General features: G+C 64.2%; 22 protein-coding genes and 1 pseudogene. 22 read left to right on the forward strand and 1 reads right to left on the reverse strand.

Translation table 11 applies throughout. The features are described 5' to 3' along the window. Positions 1-56: 56 nt before the first annotated feature. The 9 genes from GO608_RS10100 to GO608_RS10140 all read left to right on the forward strand — a co-directional run bounded on the left by GO608_RS10100 (position 57) and on the right by GO608_RS10140 (position 6,612). Positions 57-560 (forward strand): YceD family protein, encoded by a 504-nt coding sequence (locus tag GO608_RS10100; RefSeq protein ID WP_169199505.1) that lies wholly within the window; start codon positions 57-59, stop codon positions 558-560. Between the two features lie 27 nt (positions 561-587). Next, positions 588-767 carry a 50S ribosomal protein L32 gene (gene rpmF / locus GO608_RS10105; protein ID WP_169199504.1) on the forward strand — a complete coding sequence of 60 codons (180 nt, stop codon included), beginning with the start codon at positions 588-590 and terminating at the stop codon, positions 765-767. Between the two features lie 86 nt (positions 768-853). After that, positions 854-1,867 carry a phosphate acyltransferase PlsX gene (plsX, locus tag GO608_RS10110; protein ID WP_169199503.1) on the forward strand — a complete coding sequence of 338 codons (1,014 nt, stop codon included), beginning with the start codon at positions 854-856 and terminating at the stop codon, positions 1,865-1,867. After that, positions 1,864-2,829, forward strand: coding sequence for a beta-ketoacyl-ACP synthase III (locus GO608_RS10115; RefSeq protein WP_169199502.1), 966 nt, complete (start codon positions 1,864-1,866; stop codon positions 2,827-2,829). Before plsX ends, GO608_RS10115 begins: the two co-directional genes overlap by 4 nt. A gap of 15 nt (positions 2,830-2,844) precedes the next feature. Continuing rightward, the gene (gene fabD, locus GO608_RS10120; protein WP_169199501.1) at positions 2,845-3,774 is read left to right on the forward strand and encodes an ACP S-malonyltransferase; all 930 of its coding nucleotides are present in this window, start codon (positions 2,845-2,847) and stop codon (positions 3,772-3,774) included. Continuing rightward, on the forward strand, positions 3,771-4,529 hold the full coding sequence (gene fabG, locus GO608_RS10125; protein ID WP_169199500.1) for a 3-oxoacyl-ACP reductase FabG: 759 nt from the start codon (positions 3,771-3,773) through the stop codon (positions 4,527-4,529). The genes fabD and fabG overlap by 4 nt, the downstream gene beginning before the upstream one ends. A gap of 91 nt (positions 4,530-4,620) precedes the next feature. Further along, positions 4,621-4,860: an acyl carrier protein gene (gene acpP, locus GO608_RS10130; protein ID WP_011238908.1), complete on the forward strand. Its 240-nt coding sequence runs from the start codon at positions 4,621-4,623 to the stop codon at positions 4,858-4,860. A 21-nt stretch (positions 4,861-4,881) separates the two neighbouring features. Further along, positions 4,882-6,120, forward strand: a complete 1,239-nt coding sequence (gene fabF / locus GO608_RS10135) for a beta-ketoacyl-ACP synthase II (protein ID WP_169199499.1) — start codon at positions 4,882-4,884, stop codon at positions 6,118-6,120. Between the two features lie 21 nt (positions 6,121-6,141). Further along, a complete protein-coding gene (locus tag GO608_RS10140) occupies positions 6,142-6,612 on the forward strand; it encodes a protein YgfX (RefSeq protein ID WP_169199498.1) in 471 nt (156 codons plus the stop codon). Between the two features lie 2 nt (positions 6,613-6,614). On the opposite strand, the gene nadB is transcribed toward GO608_RS10140, so the two are convergent. Further along, entirely contained in the window at positions 6,615-8,210 is a 1,596-nt protein-coding gene (gene nadB, locus GO608_RS10145; protein WP_343316828.1) for an L-aspartate oxidase, read from the reverse strand. Positions 8,211-8,421: 211 nt separating this feature from the next. On the opposite strand from nadB, the gene rpoE reads away from it, so the two are divergent. The 13 genes and pseudogenes from rpoE to GO608_RS10210 all read left to right on the forward strand — a co-directional run bounded on the left by rpoE (position 8,422) and on the right by GO608_RS10210 (position 18,875). Next, entirely contained in the window at positions 8,422-9,021 is a 600-nt protein-coding gene (rpoE, locus tag GO608_RS10150) for an RNA polymerase sigma factor RpoE (RefSeq protein ID WP_011238912.1), read from the forward strand. Positions 9,022-9,034: 13 nt separating this feature from the next. Continuing rightward, the gene (locus GO608_RS10155; RefSeq protein WP_169199496.1) at positions 9,035-9,601 is read left to right on the forward strand and encodes a sigma-E factor negative regulatory protein; all 567 of its coding nucleotides are present in this window, start codon (positions 9,035-9,037) and stop codon (positions 9,599-9,601) included. Continuing rightward, positions 9,598-10,574 (forward strand): annotated as a pseudogene (locus GO608_RS10160) (MucB/RseB C-terminal domain-containing protein). Before GO608_RS10155 ends, GO608_RS10160 begins: the two are co-directional and overlap by 4 nt. Continuing rightward, positions 10,571-11,044, forward strand: a complete 474-nt coding sequence (locus GO608_RS10165; RefSeq protein WP_169199495.1) for a SoxR reducing system RseC family protein — start codon at positions 10,571-10,573, stop codon at positions 11,042-11,044. The pseudogene GO608_RS10160 and the gene GO608_RS10165 overlap by 4 nt, the downstream one beginning before the upstream one ends. Then, entirely contained in the window at positions 11,041-12,462 is a 1,422-nt protein-coding gene (locus GO608_RS10170) for a DegQ family serine endoprotease (RefSeq protein WP_169199535.1), read from the forward strand. Before GO608_RS10165 ends, GO608_RS10170 begins: the two co-directional genes overlap by 4 nt. 5 nt (positions 12,463-12,467) lie before the next feature. Continuing rightward, positions 12,468-12,725: a glutaredoxin family protein gene (locus GO608_RS10175; RefSeq protein WP_169199534.1), complete on the forward strand. Its 258-nt coding sequence runs from the start codon at positions 12,468-12,470 to the stop codon at positions 12,723-12,725. A gap of 54 nt (positions 12,726-12,779) precedes the next feature. Next, complete coding sequence (lepA, locus tag GO608_RS10180; RefSeq protein ID WP_169199494.1) at positions 12,780-14,576, forward strand: translation elongation factor 4; 1,797 nt, start codon at positions 12,780-12,782, stop codon at positions 14,574-14,576. A 48-nt stretch (positions 14,577-14,624) separates the two neighbouring features. Beyond that, the gene (gene lepB / locus GO608_RS10185) at positions 14,625-15,413 is read left to right on the forward strand and encodes a signal peptidase I (protein WP_169199493.1); all 789 of its coding nucleotides are present in this window, start codon (positions 14,625-14,627) and stop codon (positions 15,411-15,413) included. 18 nt (positions 15,414-15,431) lie between these two features. Further along, positions 15,432-15,791, forward strand: coding sequence for a DUF4845 domain-containing protein (locus tag GO608_RS10190; protein ID WP_169199492.1), 360 nt, complete (start codon positions 15,432-15,434; stop codon positions 15,789-15,791). Continuing rightward, positions 15,791-16,468, forward strand: coding sequence for a ribonuclease III (gene rnc / locus GO608_RS10195; RefSeq protein ID WP_169199491.1), 678 nt, complete (start codon positions 15,791-15,793; stop codon positions 16,466-16,468). Before GO608_RS10190 ends, rnc begins: the two co-directional genes overlap by 1 nt. Next, positions 16,465-17,382: a GTPase Era gene (era, locus tag GO608_RS10200; protein ID WP_169199490.1), complete on the forward strand. Its 918-nt coding sequence runs from the start codon at positions 16,465-16,467 to the stop codon at positions 17,380-17,382. The genes rnc and era overlap by 4 nt, the downstream gene beginning before the upstream one ends. Before the next feature lie 21 nt (positions 17,383-17,403). Then, positions 17,404-18,123 (forward strand): DNA repair protein RecO, encoded by a 720-nt coding sequence (gene recO / locus GO608_RS10205; RefSeq protein WP_169199489.1) that lies wholly within the window; start codon positions 17,404-17,406, stop codon positions 18,121-18,123. Beyond that, positions 18,120-18,875 carry a pyridoxine 5'-phosphate synthase gene (locus tag GO608_RS10210; RefSeq protein ID WP_169199488.1) on the forward strand — a complete coding sequence of 252 codons (756 nt, stop codon included), beginning with the start codon at positions 18,120-18,122 and terminating at the stop codon, positions 18,873-18,875. The genes recO and GO608_RS10210 overlap by 4 nt, the downstream gene beginning before the upstream one ends. Positions 18,876-18,883 lie beyond the last annotated feature (8 nt).

The following is an 18,883-nucleotide window of genomic DNA, read 5'->3' on the forward strand; positions in this document are numbered from 1 at the left end:
GCGGCCGCTTCAGCTATTTTGACAGGGCAAGCCGAAAATAATATCATGCGCGCCTTATGTCGCAACGATGCCTTATTCCGGATCCGTTCAAGTTTGCCGCCGAGGGGCGCAAGCTGTCCGGCACCATCCCGTCTGCCGATCTGAGGCGGCTCGCGGATGTGCTTCTCGATACTTCGGGGGAAGTCATCTATGAGCTGTCAGGGGAGCTGGGGGTCGATCGCAAGCCGCGTCTCAGGCTGCGCGCGACCGGTGTGTTTCCGTTGCAGTGTCAGCGTTGCCTGGGTCGGATGGATTGGCCGCTGAACATCGAAACCCGGCTCGAACTGGTCAGGCCGGGGCAGGCGATTCCGGAAGGCGAGCTGGAAAACGATGAATTCGATGCGATCGAAGCGACGCCGGATCTGGATGTCCTGGCGCTCGTCGAAGACGAAATCGTACTCGCGGTGCCCATAGCGCCGCGGCATGAAAAGTGTGACGTGCCACGTCCGTCGGACGGGGCGGAAAAGAAATCGCCTTTTGCTGCGCTCGAGAAGCTTCGCAAGAGCGATGACGCAACTTAGGCGCGATATTTGTATTAGGAGCGTTTCATGGCTGTTCAGCAGAACAAGAAGTCCCCTTCGAAGCGTGGCATGCACCGTGCGCACGATTTCCTGACCGATCCTGCGCTGGCGGTCGAGCCGACCACCGGTGAAGTGCATCTGCGTCACCACATCAGCCCGAGCGGCGTGTACCGCGGCAAAAAGGTCGTCAAGACCAAGGGCGAATAAGCCCGGTCACCGGAAACGGCGCGGCGCCTTGTGCGCCTGCGCCGTTTTTTCATCCGAATCAATTGTTCGAGCCACGCGAGAAGCCGATGGGTGTCACCGTTGCGATCGACTGCATGGGTGGCGATCATGGCCCGGCCGTGACCGTTCCTGCTGCGCGAGCGTTCCTGCGCAATCATCCCGAAGCCCGCATCATCCTCGTCGGGCGCCAAGATGCGCTCGAACAGGCGATCGGCGCGATCGGGAACGGATTCGGCGAGCGGCTTTCGCTCCGCGCCGCGTCCGAAGTCGTCGCGATGGATGATCCGCCGGCCATTGCGATGCGCACGAAGAAGGATTCGTCGATGCGCGTCGCGATCGACCTCGTCAAGTGCGGCGAGGCGCAGGCTGCAGTGTCGGCCGGCAACACCGGCGCGTTGATGGCGATTTCGCGCTTCGTGCTGAAAACCTTGCCGGGAATCGACAGGCCGGCGATCGCGACGATTCTGCCGACACGCAAGGGGCAGACGTACGTCCTCGATCTGGGCGCCAACGTCGACTGCCTGCCCGAGCATCTGCTCCAGTTCGGCATCATGGGCGCAATGCTGGTGTCGGCCGTCGAGCATCTTGACCGGCCGACGGTCGGCCTCCTCAATATCGGCGAGGAAGCGATCAAGGGCAACGAGGTGGTGAAGCGGGCCGGGGAATTGCTGAAGACGAGCGGCCTGAACTTCTACGGCAACGTCGAAGGTGACGACATCTACAAGGGCACGACCGACGTCGTCGTGTGCGACGGATTCGTCGGCAACGTCGCGTTGAAGACCTCGGAAGGCCTCGCGCAGATGCTGGCGACTTTTCTGCGCGAGGAATTCAGTCGCAATCTGCTCAGCAAGGCGATGGCGCTGATCGCGATGCCGGCGCTCAAGCGCTTCAAGCATCGCGTCGATCACCGTCGTTACAACGGTGCGGCGCTGCTCGGATTGCGCGGCGTGGTCGTCAAGAGTCACGGCTCGGCCGATGCGTTCGCGTTCGAGCAGGCAATCCACCGCGCCGCCGAGGCGGCATCGAACCGCTTGATCGAGCGCATTACCGAACGGATGACGGCTATGGGGGTAGCAGCATGATCTACGCACGGATCGCCGGAACTGGCAGCTTCCTGCCGGGCGACCCGGTAACCAACGATGACCTGGTCGCGCGCGGAATCGATACGTCGGACCAATGGATCATCGAACGGACCGGAATCCGCACTCGGCATCTGGCGTCGGCGGAAATGTCGTCCAGCGATCTGGCGACGACGGCGAGCGAGCGCGCGCTCGAAGCGGCAGGAGTGCGGCCCGACGACATCGACCTGATCATCGTCGCGACCTCCACGCCCGACTGCATCTTTCCCAGCACCGCCGCATTGCTCCAGTCGAAGCTCGGTATTCGCAATGGCGCTGCCGCGTTCGACGTGCAGGCGGTTTGCAGCGGTTTTGTCTATGGGCTGACGATCGCCGAGAAGTTCATCCGCTCCGGCAGCCACAAGCGCGCTCTGGTCGTCGGTGCCGAAGTGTTCTCGCGCATTCTCGACTGGTCGGATCGCGGCACTTGCGTGCTGTTCGGGGACGGCGCCGGCGCAGTCGTGCTCGAAGCGGCCGAGGCGCCGGGAATCCTGGCGAGCGCGCTGCACGCGGACGGAAGCCATCATCCGATCCTCTGCGTTCCCGGCGCAGTGGCGGCCGGTCAGGTCGTCGGCGACCCGTTCCTGCGCATGGACGGCCAGGCGGTGTTCAAGTTCGCGGTCAGGGTGCTGGGCGACGTCGCGCTGGAAGTGCTCGACCACGCGGGCGTCACGATCGACGCGGTGGACTGGCTGATTCCCCACCAGGCGAATATCCGCATCCTGCAGGCGACTGCGCGCCGTCTCGGCGTCTCGATGGACAAAGTGATCACGACCGTCGATCGCCACGGCAACACCTCTGCGGCATCGATTCCGCTGGCGCTCGACTTCGCTGTCCGCGACGGCCGTGTCCGCCCGGGGCACCGCTTCCTCATCGAAGGGGTGGGCGGCGGTTTCACGTGGGGCGCGGCGCTGCTCCAATTCTGATACAGGACGGATACGATGGTTTTTGCGCTGGTTTTTCCCGGACAGGGGTCGCAAGCGGTCGGCATGATGTCGGCCTACGGTGAGCGGCCGGAGATTCGCGACACCTTTGCCGAAGCGTCGGATGCTCTCGGCGAGGATTTGTGGCAGATGGTGAGCGACGGGCCGGCAGAGCGGCTCGCGCTGACGGTGAATACCCAGCCGCTGATGCTCACCGCCGGAGTCGCCGCGTACCGCGCGTGGCTGGCCGCCGGCGGACCGAAGCCTTCGCTCGTCGCCGGTCACAGCCTCGGGGAATACTCGGCGCTGGTCGCCGCCGGAGCGCTGAGCTTCAAGGACGCCGTGCCGCTGGTGCGCTTTCGCGCGCAGGCGATGCAGGAGGCGGTTCCGGCCGGCGAAGGGGCGATGGCAGCGCTGCTTGGCCTCGACGTCGATGCGGTTCGCGAAGCATGCGCCGAGGCGTCCCGGGGCGAAGTCGTCGAAGCGGCGAACCTGAACGCGCCGGGCCAGATCGTCATCGCCGGAGCGAAAGCTGCGGTCGAACGCGCGATCGAGGCAGCGAAAGGGCGCGGCGCGAAGCGCGCGATGCTGTTGCCGGTCAGCGCTCCCTTTCACTGCGCGCTGATGAGGCCGGCAGCCGAGCGGCTGGCCGAGCGCCTCGCGACGGTCGCGATCGTGCCGCCCGAGATCGCGGTGCTGAACAACGTCGATGTCGCTGTGTGCAACGATCCGGCGGCAATCCGCGACGCGCTGGTCCGGCAGGCGTTCTCGCCGGTTCGCTGGATCGAAATCGTGCAGGAAATTTCCCGCCGCGGCATCAGCCACGTCTTCGAATGCGGTCCGGGCAAAGTGCTCGCCGGGATGACCAAGCGGATCGCAGGCGACCTCCAGGGTGGCTCGATTCACGACGCCGCCAGTCTCGAACTCTCGATCGCGGCGGTCAAATGAGCGCAACGAATTCACCCCTGAAAGGGGCAGTGGCGCTGGTGACCGGCGCTTCACGCGGTATCGGCCGCGCAGTCGCGCTCGAACTGGGTCGTCTCGGCGCCACGGTCGTCGGGACCGCGACTTCGGAGGCGGGCGCGGCCGAAATCGGCAAGAGCCTGCTCGAAGCCGGCGCCGAAGGCTGCGGTCTGGCGCTCGATGTGACCGACGGCGCTGCGTGCGAGGCAGCGATCGGAGAGATCGAAAAGCGTTTTGGCGCAGTCGGTATTCTCGTGAACAATGCGGGCATCACGCGCGACAATCTCGCGCTGCGCATGAAAGATGACGAATGGGATGCGGTGATCGACACCAATCTCAAGTCCGTCTTCCGCATGTCGCGCCTGGTCATGCGCGGCATGATGAAGGCGCGCGGCGGGCGCATCATCAACATCACTTCGGTGGTCGGCAGCGCCGGCAATCCGGGGCAGGCGAATTATGCGGCAGCAAAGGCCGGCGTGGCCGGCATGAGCCGCGCCCTCGCGCGCGAACTTGGCAGCCGCAACATCACAGTCAATTGCGTTGCGCCCGGATTCATCGACACCGACATGACGCGGGCACTGCCCGAAGCGGCGCGCGACGCGCTGCTGGGCAACATCGCGCTCGGTCGTCTCGGCCGACCGGAGGAGATCGCCGCCGCGGTCGCCTTCCTTGCTTCACCCGCCGCTGCTTACGTTACCGGGACGACCCTGCACGTGAATGGCGGTATGTACATGTCGTGAGCGCCGGCCGCGATAGCGGTTGCCATCCTTTTTGGTAGAATACGCCGGCTTTTTTATTCATATCTGGATCATTCAGGGAAGGAGTTAGTTCATGGAGAACATCGAACAGCGCGTCAAGAAGATTGTCGCCGAGCAGCTTGGCGTGAACGAATCGGAGATCAAGACCGAATCGTCTTTTGTCGACGATCTGGGCGCGGATTCGCTGGACACCGTCGAACTGGTCATGGCGCTGGAAGAAGAATTCGAGTGCGAAATCCCGGACGAAGAGGCCGAGAAGATCACCACGGTTCAGCAGGCGATTGACTACGTCACCGCTCATCTGAAGAAATAAATCTGATTACCGGAGCGAACATTGACCCGTCGCAGAGTCGTCATTACCGGTCTCGGGATCATCTCGCCGGTCGGTAATACCGTTCCGGAAGCCTGGGACAACATTGTCAACGGCCGCTCCGGCATCGGCGAAATCACGCGTTTCGATGCCTCCAGCTTCCCGGTCAGGATCGCCGGCGAAGTGCGGGGTTTCGATATCGGCGCCTACCTTTCTCCGAAGGAGGCGCGTCGTATGGACATTTTCATCCACTACGGGCTGGCAGCGGGCATCCAGGCGTTCAGGGATGCCGGACTGGACGTTACCGCGTCCAATGCGGAGCGCATAGGGGTGAACATCGGGTCGGGGATCGGCGGTTTGCCGATGATCGAAGCGACCCACGACGATTTCCTCAAAGGCGGGGCACGCAAGATTTCCCCGTTCTTCATTCCCGGCACGATCATCAACATGATCGCCGGCAACCTGTCGATCATGCTCGGACTGAAAGGCCCGTGCCTGGCGATGGTCACGGCGTGCACCACGGCGACGCACTGCATCGGCGAGGCAGCCCGCCTGATTCAGTACGGGGATGTCGATGTGATGGTGGCCGGCGGCGCCGAATCCACCGTCACTCCGCTCGCCGTCGGCGGCTTCGCCTCGGCGAAGGCGTTGTCGACGCGCAACGATGATCCGCTTACTGCCAGCCGTCCGTGGGACAAGGGACGCGACGGTTTCGTGCTCGGCGAAGGCGCCGGCGTGCTGGTCCTCGAAGAGTACGAGCACGCGAAGGCGCGCGGCGCCCGGATCTACGCCGAAATATCCGGCTACGGCATGAGCGCCGATGCTTATCACATGACTGCACCGGCCGAAGATGGGGACGGCGCCGCGCGCTGCATGACGAACGCGATGCGCGATGCGCGCATGACGGTCGAGGAGATCGACTACGTCAACGCCCACGGCACCTCGACGCCGCTTGGAGACGTGGCCGAGACGACCGCGGTGAAGCGCTGTTTCGGCGATCGGGCAAAGTCGATCGCGGTGAACTCCACCAAGTCGATGACCGGGCATCTGCTCGGGGCCGCGGGAGGTGTGGAAGCCGTGTTCACCGCGCTGGCGCTGCACAACCAGATCGCGCCACCGACGATCAACATTTTCGAGCAGGACGAGCGCTGCGACCTTGATTACGTCGCGAACAAGGCGCGTCCGATGGAGATCCGGGCAGCGCTTTCGAATTCGTTCGGGTTCGGGGGCACGAACGGCACGTTGGCGTTTCGCCGCATCTGAACGGACGGGATAGCGCTGCACGTGCGCTATCCGCTCGAACTGCCGCTCAGGCCATCCCGACAGGCACTGGTCATGATCGCCGCGATCCATACGATCGCGGCGATCGCGTTTCTGCGTTCGTCGCTTTCCGCGCCGGCTCTCTATCCTGTTCTTTTCGTGCTTGCCGTATCGCTCTTCGCCGGCCTGCGTATGGAGTGGCGCAAGGCTGGCCGAGTTCTGACGCTCCAGAACGATGGAACGCTTCGCGACGGCAGCGAAGTGGCGATGCTGGCGCCGGAGGCGGGCTGCACCGATTTCGGATGGGCGGTTTGGCTACAATGGCGACGCCACGACGCGGACGCCACCGGGACGCGCTGTCGTGGATCGATCATGCTGCTGCCCGGCAACCTGCCCGGAGGACACTGGCGCGGGCTGCGCATCTGGTTGCGGCAGAAAGTTCGTGCCGCTCCCCAAGAGGTGAGGGTCGGCGAAAACCCGGGGGCGCGGCGGTAGGCTCAGGTTTTTCGCGGCTGCAGGATCGTCGGGAGAGCCTCGTCGAGCAGTCCCGGATAGTCGCGCGAGAAGTGCAGTCCGCGGCTTTCCTTGCGCTCGAGCGCGCAGCGCACGATGAGATCGGAAGTGACGACCAGATTGCGCAATTCGATAAGGTCGTTGGTCACGCGGAAGTTCGAGTAGAACTCGTTGATCTCGCTCGTCAACAGGCGGATGCGGTGCTGAGCGCGCTGCAGGCGCTTCGTCGTCCTGACGATGCCGACGTAGTCCCACATCGCGCGCCGCAATTCCGCCCAGTTGTGCGCGATCACGACCTCTTCGTCGGCATCGGTCACCCGGCTCTCGTCCCATTCGGGCAGCGCAGCGATCGGGTCGCGCGGGCGCGCCTGGATGTCTTTCGCGGCCGCTTCGCCGAATACCAGGCATTCGAGCAGCGAGTTGCTCGCGAGCCGATTCGCGCCGTGCAGGCCGGTGCACGCCGATTCGCCGACGCAATAGAGGCCTGCCACGTCGGTGCGAGCGGCAAGGTCCGTGACGACGCCGCCGCAGGTGTAATGAGCGGCCGGGACGACGGGGATGCCTTCGCGCGTCATGTCGATGCCCAGTTCGAGGCAGCGCGCGTGGATGTTCGGGAAATGTTCCCGCAGCCAGTCGGCCGGCTTGTGGCTGATGTCGAGATAGACGCAGTCGAGGCCGCGTTTCTTCATCTCGAAGTCGATTGCGCGCGCCACGACGTCGCGCGGGGCAAGTTCCGCTCGCGGGTCGTGCTCCGGCATGAAGCGCGTGCCATCAGGAAGCCTGAGGATCCCGCCTTCGCCCCGAACGGCTTCGGAAATCAGGAACGACTTGGCTTGGGGATGGTAGAGGCAGGTCGGGTGAAACTGGATGAACTCGAGGTTCGCGACGCGACAACCGGCGCGCCACGCCATCGCGATCCCGTCGCCGGTGGCGACGTCCGGATTCGTCGTGTAGAGGTAGGCCTTGCCGGCCCCTCCGGTCGCGAGCACTGTGCTGCGCGCCGCGATCGTGATCACGCGTCCGTCGGCGATGTCGAGCACGTAGGCCCCGAGGCAGCCTTCGCCATTGCGTCCGACCTTGTCGCCGAGGATCAGGTCGATCGCGATGTGATTCTCGAGAATGTGGATGTTCGGGTGCGCACAGACGCGCTCGGTGAGCGTCGCCTGGACGGCGGCCCCGGTCGCATCGGCGGCGTGGATGATGCGGCGATGGGAGTGCCCGCCCTCACGCGTCAGGTGGTATCCGATCGCGGACTGGTCTTCCCGGGTGAAGGGAACGCCCCGGCGTATGAGCCATTCGATCGCAGCTTTGCCGTGTTCGACGACAAAACGGGTCGCCGCCGGGTCGCAAAGACCTGCGCCCGCGGTGAAAGTGTCCTGGATATGGGCTTCGATGCTGTCGGTGGCGTCGAGTACCGCTGCAATGCCGCCCTGTGCCCAGGAACTCGCGCTATCCGCGATCGAGCGTTTGGTCACCAGCGCAACGCGCAGATGGTCCGCAAGGCGCAGTGCCAGCGATTGGCCGGCGGCGCCACTGCCGAGAATGAGTACGTCGTATTGTATTGACAAGGTCGTGGGCATCCAGGGTCGGTCGCGCGCCGGAATATAGCACGTCGCAGGGAGCGGCCGGAGTTCACGCATACTATTGCATCCAGCGGAATCACAAGACCCCTTCGTCGTCTGAACTATTCCTGAAGGGCTGTGTCTGTTGCAGTAGCTTCGGCTTTGCCGGACTCATGGGCGGTCGTTATACTGGCGCGGATTTTGCCCAACCTAGAGAAACGACCCGCTCATGAGCGATCGCGAAATTGATCAGCAGCTTGTCGAACGCGTGCAGCGCGGCGACAAGCAAGCCTTCGGCTTGCTGGTAACAAAATACCAACGCAAGTTGCATAGGCTGCTTTCGCGGTTGATTCGCGATTCTGCCGAGGTGGAGGACGTCGCCCAGGAGACGTTCATCAAGGCTTACCGTGCCTTGGGTTCTTTCAGGGGCGACAGCGCTTTTTACACTTGGCTTTACCGGATCGGAATCAACACCGCTAAGAACTACCTGGTATCCCAGAGCCGCCGTGCCCCGACTTCGACCGGATTCGATTCGGAAGAGGCGGAAACCTTCGAGGAAGGCGACAACCTGCGCGACATCAATACGCCTGAACGGCTGATGATGACGCGCCAGATCGGGCAGACGGTGGATGAGGCGATGGAGGCGCTGCCCGAGGAGCTGCGCACCGCGATCATGCTGAGAGAACTGGAAGGCCTTAGCTACGAAGAGATCGCGAGCATCATGGATTGTCCCATCGGGACGGTCCGGTCCCGGATTTTCCGGGCGCGTGAGGCAATTGCTGAACGACTGCGGCCGCTGCTGGATACGGCTCCTGACAAACGTTGGTAGGTGGGTGGTACTCATGAAGGACAAACTGTCGGCACTGCTGGATGGCGATCTGGACGAACAGGCAATGAGCCCGGTATTTGACTCGATTCGTCGAGATCGGTCTTTGCGCTCCGACTGGGAAACATATTGCCTGATAGGCGACGTCTTGCGAGGCGCCCGGGACACTTCTCCTGGTCTGGTCGCCCGGGTGATGGCCGGCATCGAAGCCGAGCCGACCGTGCTTGCCCCTCCCGCTTCCGGTTCCGCCAGTGCGTCGCCGGGGGCTTCGCAGCCTCGGGCGCGAAAATCGCTGATGCCGCTCGCCGCGTCGATCATGGGCGTCGCCGCCGTGGGGTGGGTCGCGTACACACTGAATGCCCAGCCCGAAGGAGAGATCCGCACCGCGAGCGCTGTCAGTGGCATCCAGGCAGTGGAAAATGTTTCCGTCCCGGTGGCGGCGAACATGGCTCCCTCACCCCAGGTCGACCGCCAGCGCGAATATCTCTTCGCGCATCAAGCCATGACTTCCGGCGGGCCGCTTTCGGGCGTCATACAGCACGTCCGGACAGTTTCGGACGTGAGACAGGACGTCAATCGATGAGAGGTTTTGCCGCTGCGTTGAGTCTGTGCCTGCTGTTCGCCCAGACCCAGGTTCTGGCGCAGGCACCGAGCGACCCGGTGTCCTGGCTCGAGCGCATCGCTACTGCAGGACAACGCCTGACCTACTCCGGGACTTTCATTTATCAGTCGGGCAAGAATTTCGAAACTTCCCGGATCTCGCACATGGTCGACGCGGGTGGGACGGAGCACGAGCGGCTCGAGGTACTCGACGGAAGCCCTCGCGAGGTGATCCGGACCAACAGCGAAGTGCGATGCGTCCTGCCGGACCAGAAGATCGTCATAATCGATCAGCCGGGCGGACAGCGCGCGTTTCCCGCACGGCTTCCGGCATCGTTCGGGAGCCTTACCGAGAATTACCGCATCCGCAAGGGCGAACCTAGCCGCGTCGCGGGACTCGCGCGCAGCTCGTCATCCTGGAGCCCAAGGACGACCTGCGCTACGGCCATCTGTTGTGGGCCGAAGTCCAGTCCGGCCTGTTGCTCAAGGCCCGCACGATCGACGAACGCGGCGAGATCATCGAGCAGTTCACTTTCAGCGATGTGAAGATCGGCGGCGAGATTGCCACCGAAGCCTTCAAGCCGCGCTATGTCAAGGACGACCGATGGCGCGTCGTCCGCGCCCATGGGGTCGAGGTGGGAAAGGAAGAGAGCGGCTGGATGTTGACGACGCCGCTGCCCGGGTACTCGATGAAGTCGATCGTGCGACGTCCGATAGGGCGTGATCGCGCCGAAGTTCTCCATCTCGTATTCAGTGACGGTCTGGCCGCAATCTCGGTGTTCATCGAATCGCTGGGCCCGGATGGTGCCGTCAATAATGCAGGGCCGCTGCCAGCCAGCGGCGCGATAAACACGTACAAGCGCGTCGTTGCCGGCCACCTGGTCACGACGCTGGGCGAGGTTCCTCTGCGGGCAGTCCAGAGGTTGGGCGACGGGATCGAGCCGGTCGCACGATGATCGAAGCCAGGGCGGTTGTCACGCGCGCGGAAAGCGGCGAGGCGTGGGTTCGCATCGAGGATCGCGCGGGCGGATGCGGGCGCTGTGACGAACCGGGCGGGTGCCGCTCGACCGGACTCGCCTATGCGCTCAAAGCGCCCGACAAAGTGTTCAAGGTGCCGAACCGGATCGGCGCCGAAGCGGGCGACGCGGTACGCCTGCGCATCGATGATGCTGCTCCCCTGCGCGGTGCCTTGCTGGGCTATGGCCTGGGCGTCGTCCTGCTCATCGCCGGCGCGGCGCTCGGGACTGGCCTGGCGGCTGAAGGGCAGGGCGATCTGTTTGCGTTGATCGGAGGCGTCGGCGGTCTTGTTGCCGCAGTGGGGTTGAATCGCTTCGTGCTGCGCAGTGCGCGGTTGCGTCAGGCGTTCGACGTCGAGATGGTGCAGGAGCCGGCGTCGTGCGGGCACCCCACGGGAACGGCTTCATGACGTCGTGGAGCGCGGTGTTTCGTTGTCTGGTCGCGGTCGTGATGTTGTCGCTGATGCCGATCGCGGCCGCAGCCTCCGCCGTATCGCTGCCGGACTTTACCGAGCTCGTGCAGCGCCAGGGCGCCGCGGTCGTGAATATCAGCACGAGCCAGTCGCCGAAGGAAGGCACCGCGTTGTTTCCGGGTTTCGACGAAAACGATCCGATGTTCGATTTTTTTCGTCGCTTCATTCCCCGCAAGCCCGAGCTGCCGAGGGCCGATCCTGAAAACCGCTCGCTCGGTTCGGGGTTCGTCATCAGCCCCGACGGTTACATCCTCACCAATGCACACGTCGTCGATGCGGCAGACGAGATCCTCGTCCGCCTCGTCGATAAACGCGAATTCCGCGCGCGGGTGATCGGCGCGGACACGCGCAGCGATGTCGCGCTGATCAAGATCGAGGCGACGGACTTGCCGAAGCTGGTGATCGGCGATCCGGACAAGCTGAAGGTGGGCGAATGGGTCGTCGCGATCGGGTCGCCGTTCGGTTTCGATCACTCCGTGACGGCAGGCATCGTCAGTGCGACCGGCCGCAGCCTTCCCGACGAGAACTTCGTCCCGTTCATCCAGACCGATGTCGCGATCAATCCGGGTAATTCCGGCGGCCCGCTGTTCAATCTCCAGGGCGAGGTCGTCGGCATCAATTCACAGATCTACAGCCAGACGGGCGGGTTCATGGGGTTGTCGTTCGCGATCCCGATCAACGTTGCGATGGATGTACAGCAGCAGCTGCGCACCACCGGCCGCGTGCAGCGCGGGCGGATCGGGGTCGCGATACAGGAGGTGACGCGCGGGCTCGCGGAGAGCTTCGGCCTGCCGCGGGCCGCAGGGGCGCTCGTGAGCGCGGTGGAATCCGACGGCCCGGCAGCGCGTGCCGGGATCGAACAGGGCGACGTCATCGTGAGTTTCGCGGGCAAGAGCGTGGAGGCATCGGCGGATCTGCCTCGCATCGTCGCAGCCAGTCGGCCCTCCACGCGGGTCAACGTGCAGGTGTACCGCGACGGGGAACCGCACGAACTGAGCGTCACGGTCGGTGAATGGCAGGATGACGCGCCGGCCCGCACACGCCGCACCGAGCGTCCGCAGCCGGCGCCGAACAAGCTGGGTCTGGTGGTCGCTGAGCCGACGCCGGCGCAGCGGCGCGAGCGCGAGGTCGAGCATGGATTGATCGTCGAGCGCGTGCAGGGGGCGGCCGCGCGCGCGGAACTGCAGCGCGGCGACTTCATCCTCGCGCTGGTGTCGGGTGGTCGGCAGGTCCCGCTGAAATCGGTCGCGGCCTTCACGCGCACCGTCTCGGGACTCAAGGACGGCCAGCAGGTGACGCTGCTCGTGCAGCGCGGCGAGGGGACTTCCTACGTGACGCTCCAGGCCGGCGAGTGAGCGGGGTGTGCGAGCTGGTGGTCCTGAGCCGCGAGTGGTGCCACTTGTGCCACGACCTGCTCGATGAGCTCCGGCCGCTGGCCACGGAGCTCGGCTGGACGCTGCGCATTCTCGACGTCGATGCCGACCCCGAACTCGAGGCGCGCTGGAACGAACTGGTCCCGGTAGTGCTCGGCGGCGATACCGAACTGTGCCGCTACCGGCTCGACGCGGCGGCCGTTCGTGCCTATTGCCGACGTTTTCCGCTAGAATCCGCGCCTTAGCCAGGTCAACCAATTCATCCAAGGTGCCGCATGGCACCTTTCTTTTGTTGTCGCATGCAACATATCCGAAATTTTTCGATCATCGCCCACATCGATCACGGCAAGTCCACGCTGGCCGATCGGCTCATCCATTTCTGCGGGGGCCTGTCCGATCGCGAGATGGAGGCGCAGGTTCTCGATTCGATGGATCTCGAGCGAGAGCGCGGAATCACGATCAAGGCCCAGACAGCTGCGCTGCAGTACAAGGCCAAGGACGGGCAGGTCTATAACCTCAATCTGATCGACACGCCGGGCCATGTGGACTTCTCGTACGAAGTCAGCCGGTCGCTGTCGGCGTGCGAAGGCGCGCTGCTCGTCGTCGATGCCTCGCAGGGCGTCGAGGCGCAGACCGTGGCGAACTGCTATACCGCGATCGAGCAGAACGTCGAAGTGGTTCCGGTCCTGAACAAGATCGACCTGCCGGCAGCCGATCCCGAGAGCGCGCGCAAGGAGATCGAGGACGTGATCGGCGTCGATGCGTCCGAAGCGGTGCTGTGTTCGGCGAAGACCGGACTCGGCATCGAGGACGTGCTGGAAACCGTCGTGCGCCGCGTGCCGCCGCCGAAAGGCGATCCGGACGCGCCGCTGAAGGCGCTGATCATCGACTCGTGGTTCGATAATTACGTCGGCGTCGTGATGCTCGTGCGCGTCGTCGATGGCGTGCTCAAGCCGAAGGACCGCATCCTGCTGATGGCCAACGGCGCGCAATACCCGTGCGACCAGGTCGGCGTGTTCACGCCACGGTCGGTGGCGCGGCCTCACCTGTCGGCCGGCGAAGTCGGATTCATCATCGCCGGGATCAAGGAGCTGCAGGCGGCGAAAGTCGGCGACACGGTGACGCTCGCGACGCGCCCGGCAAGTGAGCCCCTGCCGGGCTTCAAGGAAATCAAGCCGCAGGTGTTCGCCGGACTTTACCCGGTCGAATCGAGCGAATACGACCAGTTGCGCGATTCGCTCGAAAAGCTCCGGCTCAACGACGCCTCGCTGCAGTACGAGCCGGAAGTCTCGCAAGCGCTCGGTTTCGGGTTCCGCTGCGGCTTTCTCGGCCTGCTGCACATGGACATCGTGCAGGAGCGGCTCGAGCGCGAATTCGACATGAACCTCATCACGACCGCGCCGACGGTGGTGTACGAAGTCGTGATGAACAGCGGCGAGGTGATCCGCGTCGAGAACCCGGCCAAGCTCCCGGATCAGTCGAAGATCGCCGAGATCCGCGAGCCGATCATCACCGCGACGATCTTCCTGCCCCAGGACTACGTCGGGCCGGTCATCACGCTGTGCAACCTCAAGCGCGGCGCGCAGGTGGACATGCGCTACCACGGCCGCCAGGTCCAGCTCATCTACGACCTGCCGATGAACGAAGTCGTGATGGACTTTTTCGACAAGCTGAAGTCCGTTTCACGCGGCTACGCATCGCTCGACTACGAGTTCAAGGAGTACCGTGCAGCCGATCTAGTCAAGCTCGACCTGCTGGTCGGCGGCGAAAAAGTCGACGCCCTGTCGGTGATCGTCCATCGGGCGTCGGCGCAGTACCGCGGGCGCGAAGTGGCGGCGAAACTTCGCGGACTGATTCCGCGCCAGATGTTCGATGTCGCGATCCAGTCGGCGATCGGCTCCCACATCATCGCCCGTGAAACGATCAAGGCGCTGCGCAAGAACGTGCTCGCCAAGTGCTATGGCGGGGACATCTCGCGCAAGAAGAAGCTGCTCGAAAAGCAGAAAGAGGGCAAGAAGCGGATGAAGCAGGTGGGCAACGTGGAGATCCCGCAGGAAGCTTTCCTCGCCGTGCTACGGGTCGATGAAGGCAAATGATGCGCAGCCCGGCGTGACGGCGCCGGAACGCTTCGATACGGAGTCCGTGTGAATTTCGCCCTGGTATTGTTCCTGCTGCTTGTCGCCACCGGAGTGCTGTGGCTGATCGATCGCTTCGTCGCGCGCAAACGCCGCGCTCCGGGAGCCCCTCCGCCGTGGTGGGTCGAGTACGGGGCGAGTTTTTTCCCGGTCATCCTGATCGTGTTCGCGCTGCGATCCTTTCTCGTCGAGCCGTTCAAGATTCCGTCGGGCTCGATGATTCCGACGCTACTCGTCGGGGACTTCATCCTCGTCAACAAATGGGTCTATGGCATTCGCGTGCCGGTGATCAACAAGAAGATCATCGACGTCGAGGAGCCGAAACGCGGCGACGTGATGGTGTTCCGCTATCCGGCCGATCCTTCGCTCGACTACATCAAGCGTGTCGTTGGCCTGCCCGGCGACAAGGTCGAATACCTGAACAAGCGACTGCGGATCAACGGTGAAGTGGTCGAACTCGTACCCCAGCCCGACTATCTCCACCCGGATCGCCTCTACTATTCCCCCCGCTTCGCCGAGAAACTCGGGGATGCCAACCATTCGGTGCTGATCGAGCGTGACACGCCGGCATTCGTTCCGCATGTGCTCGACTTCCCGTACCGCGAAAACTGCACCTACACGACGGCCGGTGTGACCTGCACCGTGCCGGAAGGGCATTATTTCGTCATGGGCGACAATCGGGACGCAAGCAGCGACAGTCGCGTGTGGGGTTTTGTGCCGGACGAGAACATCGTCGGGCGCGCATTTTTCATCTGGTTCAACTTCAGTGACATGAAGCGCATCGGTGGTTTCCATTGATACGGAGAACTTAATCGCATGAAAAGCAGACAACTGGGTCTTAGCCTGATGGGCGTGCTGATCGTCGGGGCGCTCTTGGGCTCAGCGTTGCTGGTCGCTTTCCGCACCGTGCCGGCGATCAACGAATACCTTGCCATCAAGCGCAACGTGAAGCTGGTCGCGGAAGAAGGCGACAACGGCGTGGCGACGCCCGAACTGCGCCGCAGCTTCGACCGGCGCCGCCAGATCGACGACGTCGTCACGGTCAGCGGGGCAGACCTCGACATCACGAGGCCGGGCGGGAAGACGGTCGTCGAAGTTGTCTACGAACGCAAGGTGCCGGTGGCAGGGAACGTCAGCCTGCTGTTCGACTTCCAGGCCACGTCGGCCGCGCAGTAGTGGCGGGCAAGCTCGATCCCCTGCAGCGCAGCCTCGGACACCGGTTCGATGATCCGGCGCTGCTGGAGCAGGCACTCACGCATCGCAGTTTCGGACAGCCCAACAACGAGCGCCTGGAGTTTCTCGGCGACAGCATCCTCAACTGCGTCGTCGCGATTGCGCTGTTCGAGCGTTTCGCAAGCCTGCGCGAAGGCGAGATGTCGCGCCTGCGCGCGTCGCTGGTGTGCCAGGACGGCCTGCACCGGATCGCGCTGGAACTCGACCTCGGCGAATATCTCCGCCTGGGCGAAGGCGAGATGAAGAGCGGCGGCTTTCGCCGTCCGTCGATTCTCGCCGATGCGGTCGAGGCGGTGTTCGCCGCGACATTTCTCGATCAGGGCTTTGCGGCCGCGAAAGCGGTCATCGATCGCTTGTACGGCCCGATGATCGCCGCGATCGATCCGGGCGTGGCCGCGAAAGACCCGAAAACGGCACTCCAGGAGCTGCTGCAGGGGCGCAAGCTGCCGCTGCCGACGTATGTGATGGCCAAAGTCCACGGCGAAGCCCATGCGCAGGAATTCGAGGTGGTGTGCGAGGTCAACGCACTGAACCTTCGCACCACCGGCCGCGGCACCAGCCGCCGTGCCGCAGAACAGCAATCGGCGGAATTCGCGCTGGCCCAGTTGAGGAAGCAATGAATCAGGAAAACACGCCGCAGGCCGATGACAAGGTGCCGTTTCGCACCGGCTTCGTCGCCATCGTCGGGCGCCCCAACGTCGGTAAGTCGACTTTGCTGAATCGGCTGATCGGGCAGAAGATCAGCATCGTCTCCCGCAAGGCCCAAACCACGCGACATCGCGTCACCGGCATCCTGACGAGCGACAAAGCGCAGTTCGTGTTCGTCGATACGCCCGGTTTCCAGACACGACATCGCAACGCGCTGAATCGCTCGATGAACCGCACCGTGTCGCAGGTGCTCGGCGACGTCGATCTGGTGTTCCTGGTCATCGAGGCCGGGCGCTTCGGCGACGACGACCGCAAAGTCGTCTCGGTGCTGCCAGCCGACGCGAAAGTGGTGCTGGTCATCAACAAGGTCGACCGGCTGTGCGACAAGAGCCAGCTCCTGCCGTTCATCGCGAAGATGGCGGAAGTCTATCCTTTCACCGAAATCGTGCCGTTGAGCGCCGAACGCGGCACGAACGTCGAAGCTCTCGTGAAAACGGCCACGCCGTTGCTGCCCGAAGGCGAGCCGATGTACGGCGCCGACGAGATCACCGACCGCAGCGAACGTTTCCTGGCGGCGGAATTCCTGCGCGAGAAGCTGTTCCGCCTGCTCGGCGACGAATTGCCGTACGGCGTCGCCGTCGAGATCGAGAAGTTCGAGACGGAAGGCAATCTGCGCCGCATCTATGCAGCCGTCGTTGTCGACAGGTCCAGCCACAAGGGGATCGTCATCGGCAAGGGTGGCGAACAGCTGAAGCGCATCGCCTCCGAGGCGCGTGTCGAACTCGAGAAGCTTTTCGACGGCAAGGTGTTCCTCGAAGTGTGGGTCAAGGTCAAGAGCGGCTGGGCCGATGACGAACGGGCGCTCAAGAGTCTCGGCTACGAATAACCCGACCATGCGCGTGGGGCCGTGAGCCAGAAGCAGCGCATCGACCAGCAACCTGCGTTCGTCCTGCACACGTATCCGTGGCGCGAAACCAGCTTGATCGTCGAGATTTTCTCGCGGGACCACGGCCGGGTCGCGCTGGTCGCCAAGGGCGCGCGCCGGCCGATGTCGGCGCTGCGCGGCGTGATCATGGCGTTCCAGCCGCTGCTGATGGACTGGTCCGGCGGGGGCGAGGTCAAGACCCTGGTGCGTGCCGAGTGGCGCGGCGGGCAGCCGCTGCTCACCGGCCGGGCGCTGATGTGCGGTTACTACCTCAATGAACTGCTGGTGCGGCTCACTGCACGCGAGGATGCGCACCCGGCGCTGTTCGAGGCCTACGCGGACGCCCTTTCGCAACTCGGGCGCGGCGACGCGGCGCCGATCCTGCGGCGCTTCGAACTCACGCTGTTGCGCGAACTCGGTTACGGCGTCGGCCTCGACCTCGAAGGCGACTCGAACCGGGCCGTCGATCCCGCGCAGCAGTACGTCTATATAATCGAGAAAGGTCCGGTACGCCTCGCCGGCGACGACGAAGGCCTGCCGGGCGTGAGCGGCCAGACGCTGCTCGACATGGCGCATGGCGATTTTTCCCGTGCCGAAACCCTTTTCCAGAGCAAGGCGCTGCTGCGTCTGCTGATCAACCACTATCTCGGCGGACAGCCGCTGCAGTCGCGCCGGGTGCTGAAGGAGTTGCAGGAACTGTGATCGAACTCGGCGTCAACATCGACCACGTCGCGACGCTGCGCCAGGCGCGCCGCACGTGGGAACCGGACCCCGCCTGGGCCGCGATGGAAGCCCATCTCGGCGGAGCGGACGGCATCACGGTGCATCTGCGCGAGGACCGCCGCCACATCCAGGACGAGGACGTGCGCAGGTTGCGCGAGCTCACGCAGATCAAGCTGAACCTCGAGATGGCCGCGACCGACGAGATGGTCGGCATCGCGTGCGCGCTCAAGCCCGAGATGGCGATGCTGGTGCCGGAGGGGCGCCACGAGGTGACGACTGAGGGCGGACTCGACGTGCTGGCGCAGGAAGGCCGGCTGAAAGACGTCGTCGCACGGCTCGCCGATGCTGGAATCGTCACGAGCGTGTTCATCGACGCCGAACTCGAGCAGGTCGAGGCGGCCGCCCGCATCGGCGCCCGGGTCTGCGAAATCCATACCGGCCCCTACGCCCATGCGTTTCACGCCGCCGGCCGCGATGCGCAGAGTGCTGCGGTCGTGGAGCAGATCGACAAGGTCTGCCGCGCTGGCGAGGCGATTCGGGCACTCGGCATGCGCTTCAATGCCGGCCATGCGCTGAATTATTACAACGTGCAGCCGATCGCGCGTTTGCCGGGGGTGCGCGAACTGCATATCGGGCACGCCATCGTCAGCCGTTCGGTGTTCACCGGTCTGCGCGAGGCGGTGCGCGAAATGAAGCGGCTGATGCGCGAGGCCGCCGGCGCCGGGCGATGAGCGGGGGC

Source organism: Aromatoleum buckelii (assembly GCF_012910785.2).
GTDB lineage: Bacteria > Pseudomonadota > Gammaproteobacteria > Burkholderiales > Rhodocyclaceae > Aromatoleum > Aromatoleum buckelii.

Coding starts and splice junctions, on each gene's coding strand:
- nadB (WP_343316828.1), bottom strand. CDS start 8,210: ATGCCCACGACCTTGTCAATACAATACGACGTACTCATTCTCGGCAGT.
- GO608_RS10100 (WP_169199505.1), top strand. CDS start 57: ATGTCGCAACGATGCCTTATTCCGGATCCGTTCAAGTTTGCCGCCGAG.
- lepA (WP_169199494.1), top strand. CDS start 12,780: ATGCAACATATCCGAAATTTTTCGATCATCGCCCACATCGATCACGGC.
- era (WP_169199490.1), top strand. CDS start 16,465: ATGAATCAGGAAAACACGCCGCAGGCCGATGACAAGGTGCCGTTTCGC.
- GO608_RS10165 (WP_169199495.1), top strand. CDS start 10,571: ATGATCGAAGCCAGGGCGGTTGTCACGCGCGCGGAAAGCGGCGAGGCG.
- GO608_RS10115 (WP_169199502.1), top strand. CDS start 1,864: ATGATCTACGCACGGATCGCCGGAACTGGCAGCTTCCTGCCGGGCGAC.
- GO608_RS10170 (WP_169199535.1), top strand. CDS start 11,041: ATGACGTCGTGGAGCGCGGTGTTTCGTTGTCTGGTCGCGGTCGTGATG.
- acpP (WP_011238908.1), top strand. CDS start 4,621: ATGGAGAACATCGAACAGCGCGTCAAGAAGATTGTCGCCGAGCAGCTT.
- fabG (WP_169199500.1), top strand. CDS start 3,771: ATGAGCGCAACGAATTCACCCCTGAAAGGGGCAGTGGCGCTGGTGACC.
- GO608_RS10190 (WP_169199492.1), top strand. CDS start 15,432: ATGAAAAGCAGACAACTGGGTCTTAGCCTGATGGGCGTGCTGATCGTC.
- rpmF (WP_169199504.1), top strand. CDS start 588: ATGGCTGTTCAGCAGAACAAGAAGTCCCCTTCGAAGCGTGGCATGCAC.
- GO608_RS10155 (WP_169199496.1), top strand. CDS start 9,035: ATGAAGGACAAACTGTCGGCACTGCTGGATGGCGATCTGGACGAACAG.
- plsX (WP_169199503.1), top strand. CDS start 854: ATGGGTGTCACCGTTGCGATCGACTGCATGGGTGGCGATCATGGCCCG.
- fabD (WP_169199501.1), top strand. CDS start 2,845: ATGGTTTTTGCGCTGGTTTTTCCCGGACAGGGGTCGCAAGCGGTCGGC.
- rpoE (WP_011238912.1), top strand. CDS start 8,422: ATGAGCGATCGCGAAATTGATCAGCAGCTTGTCGAACGCGTGCAGCGC.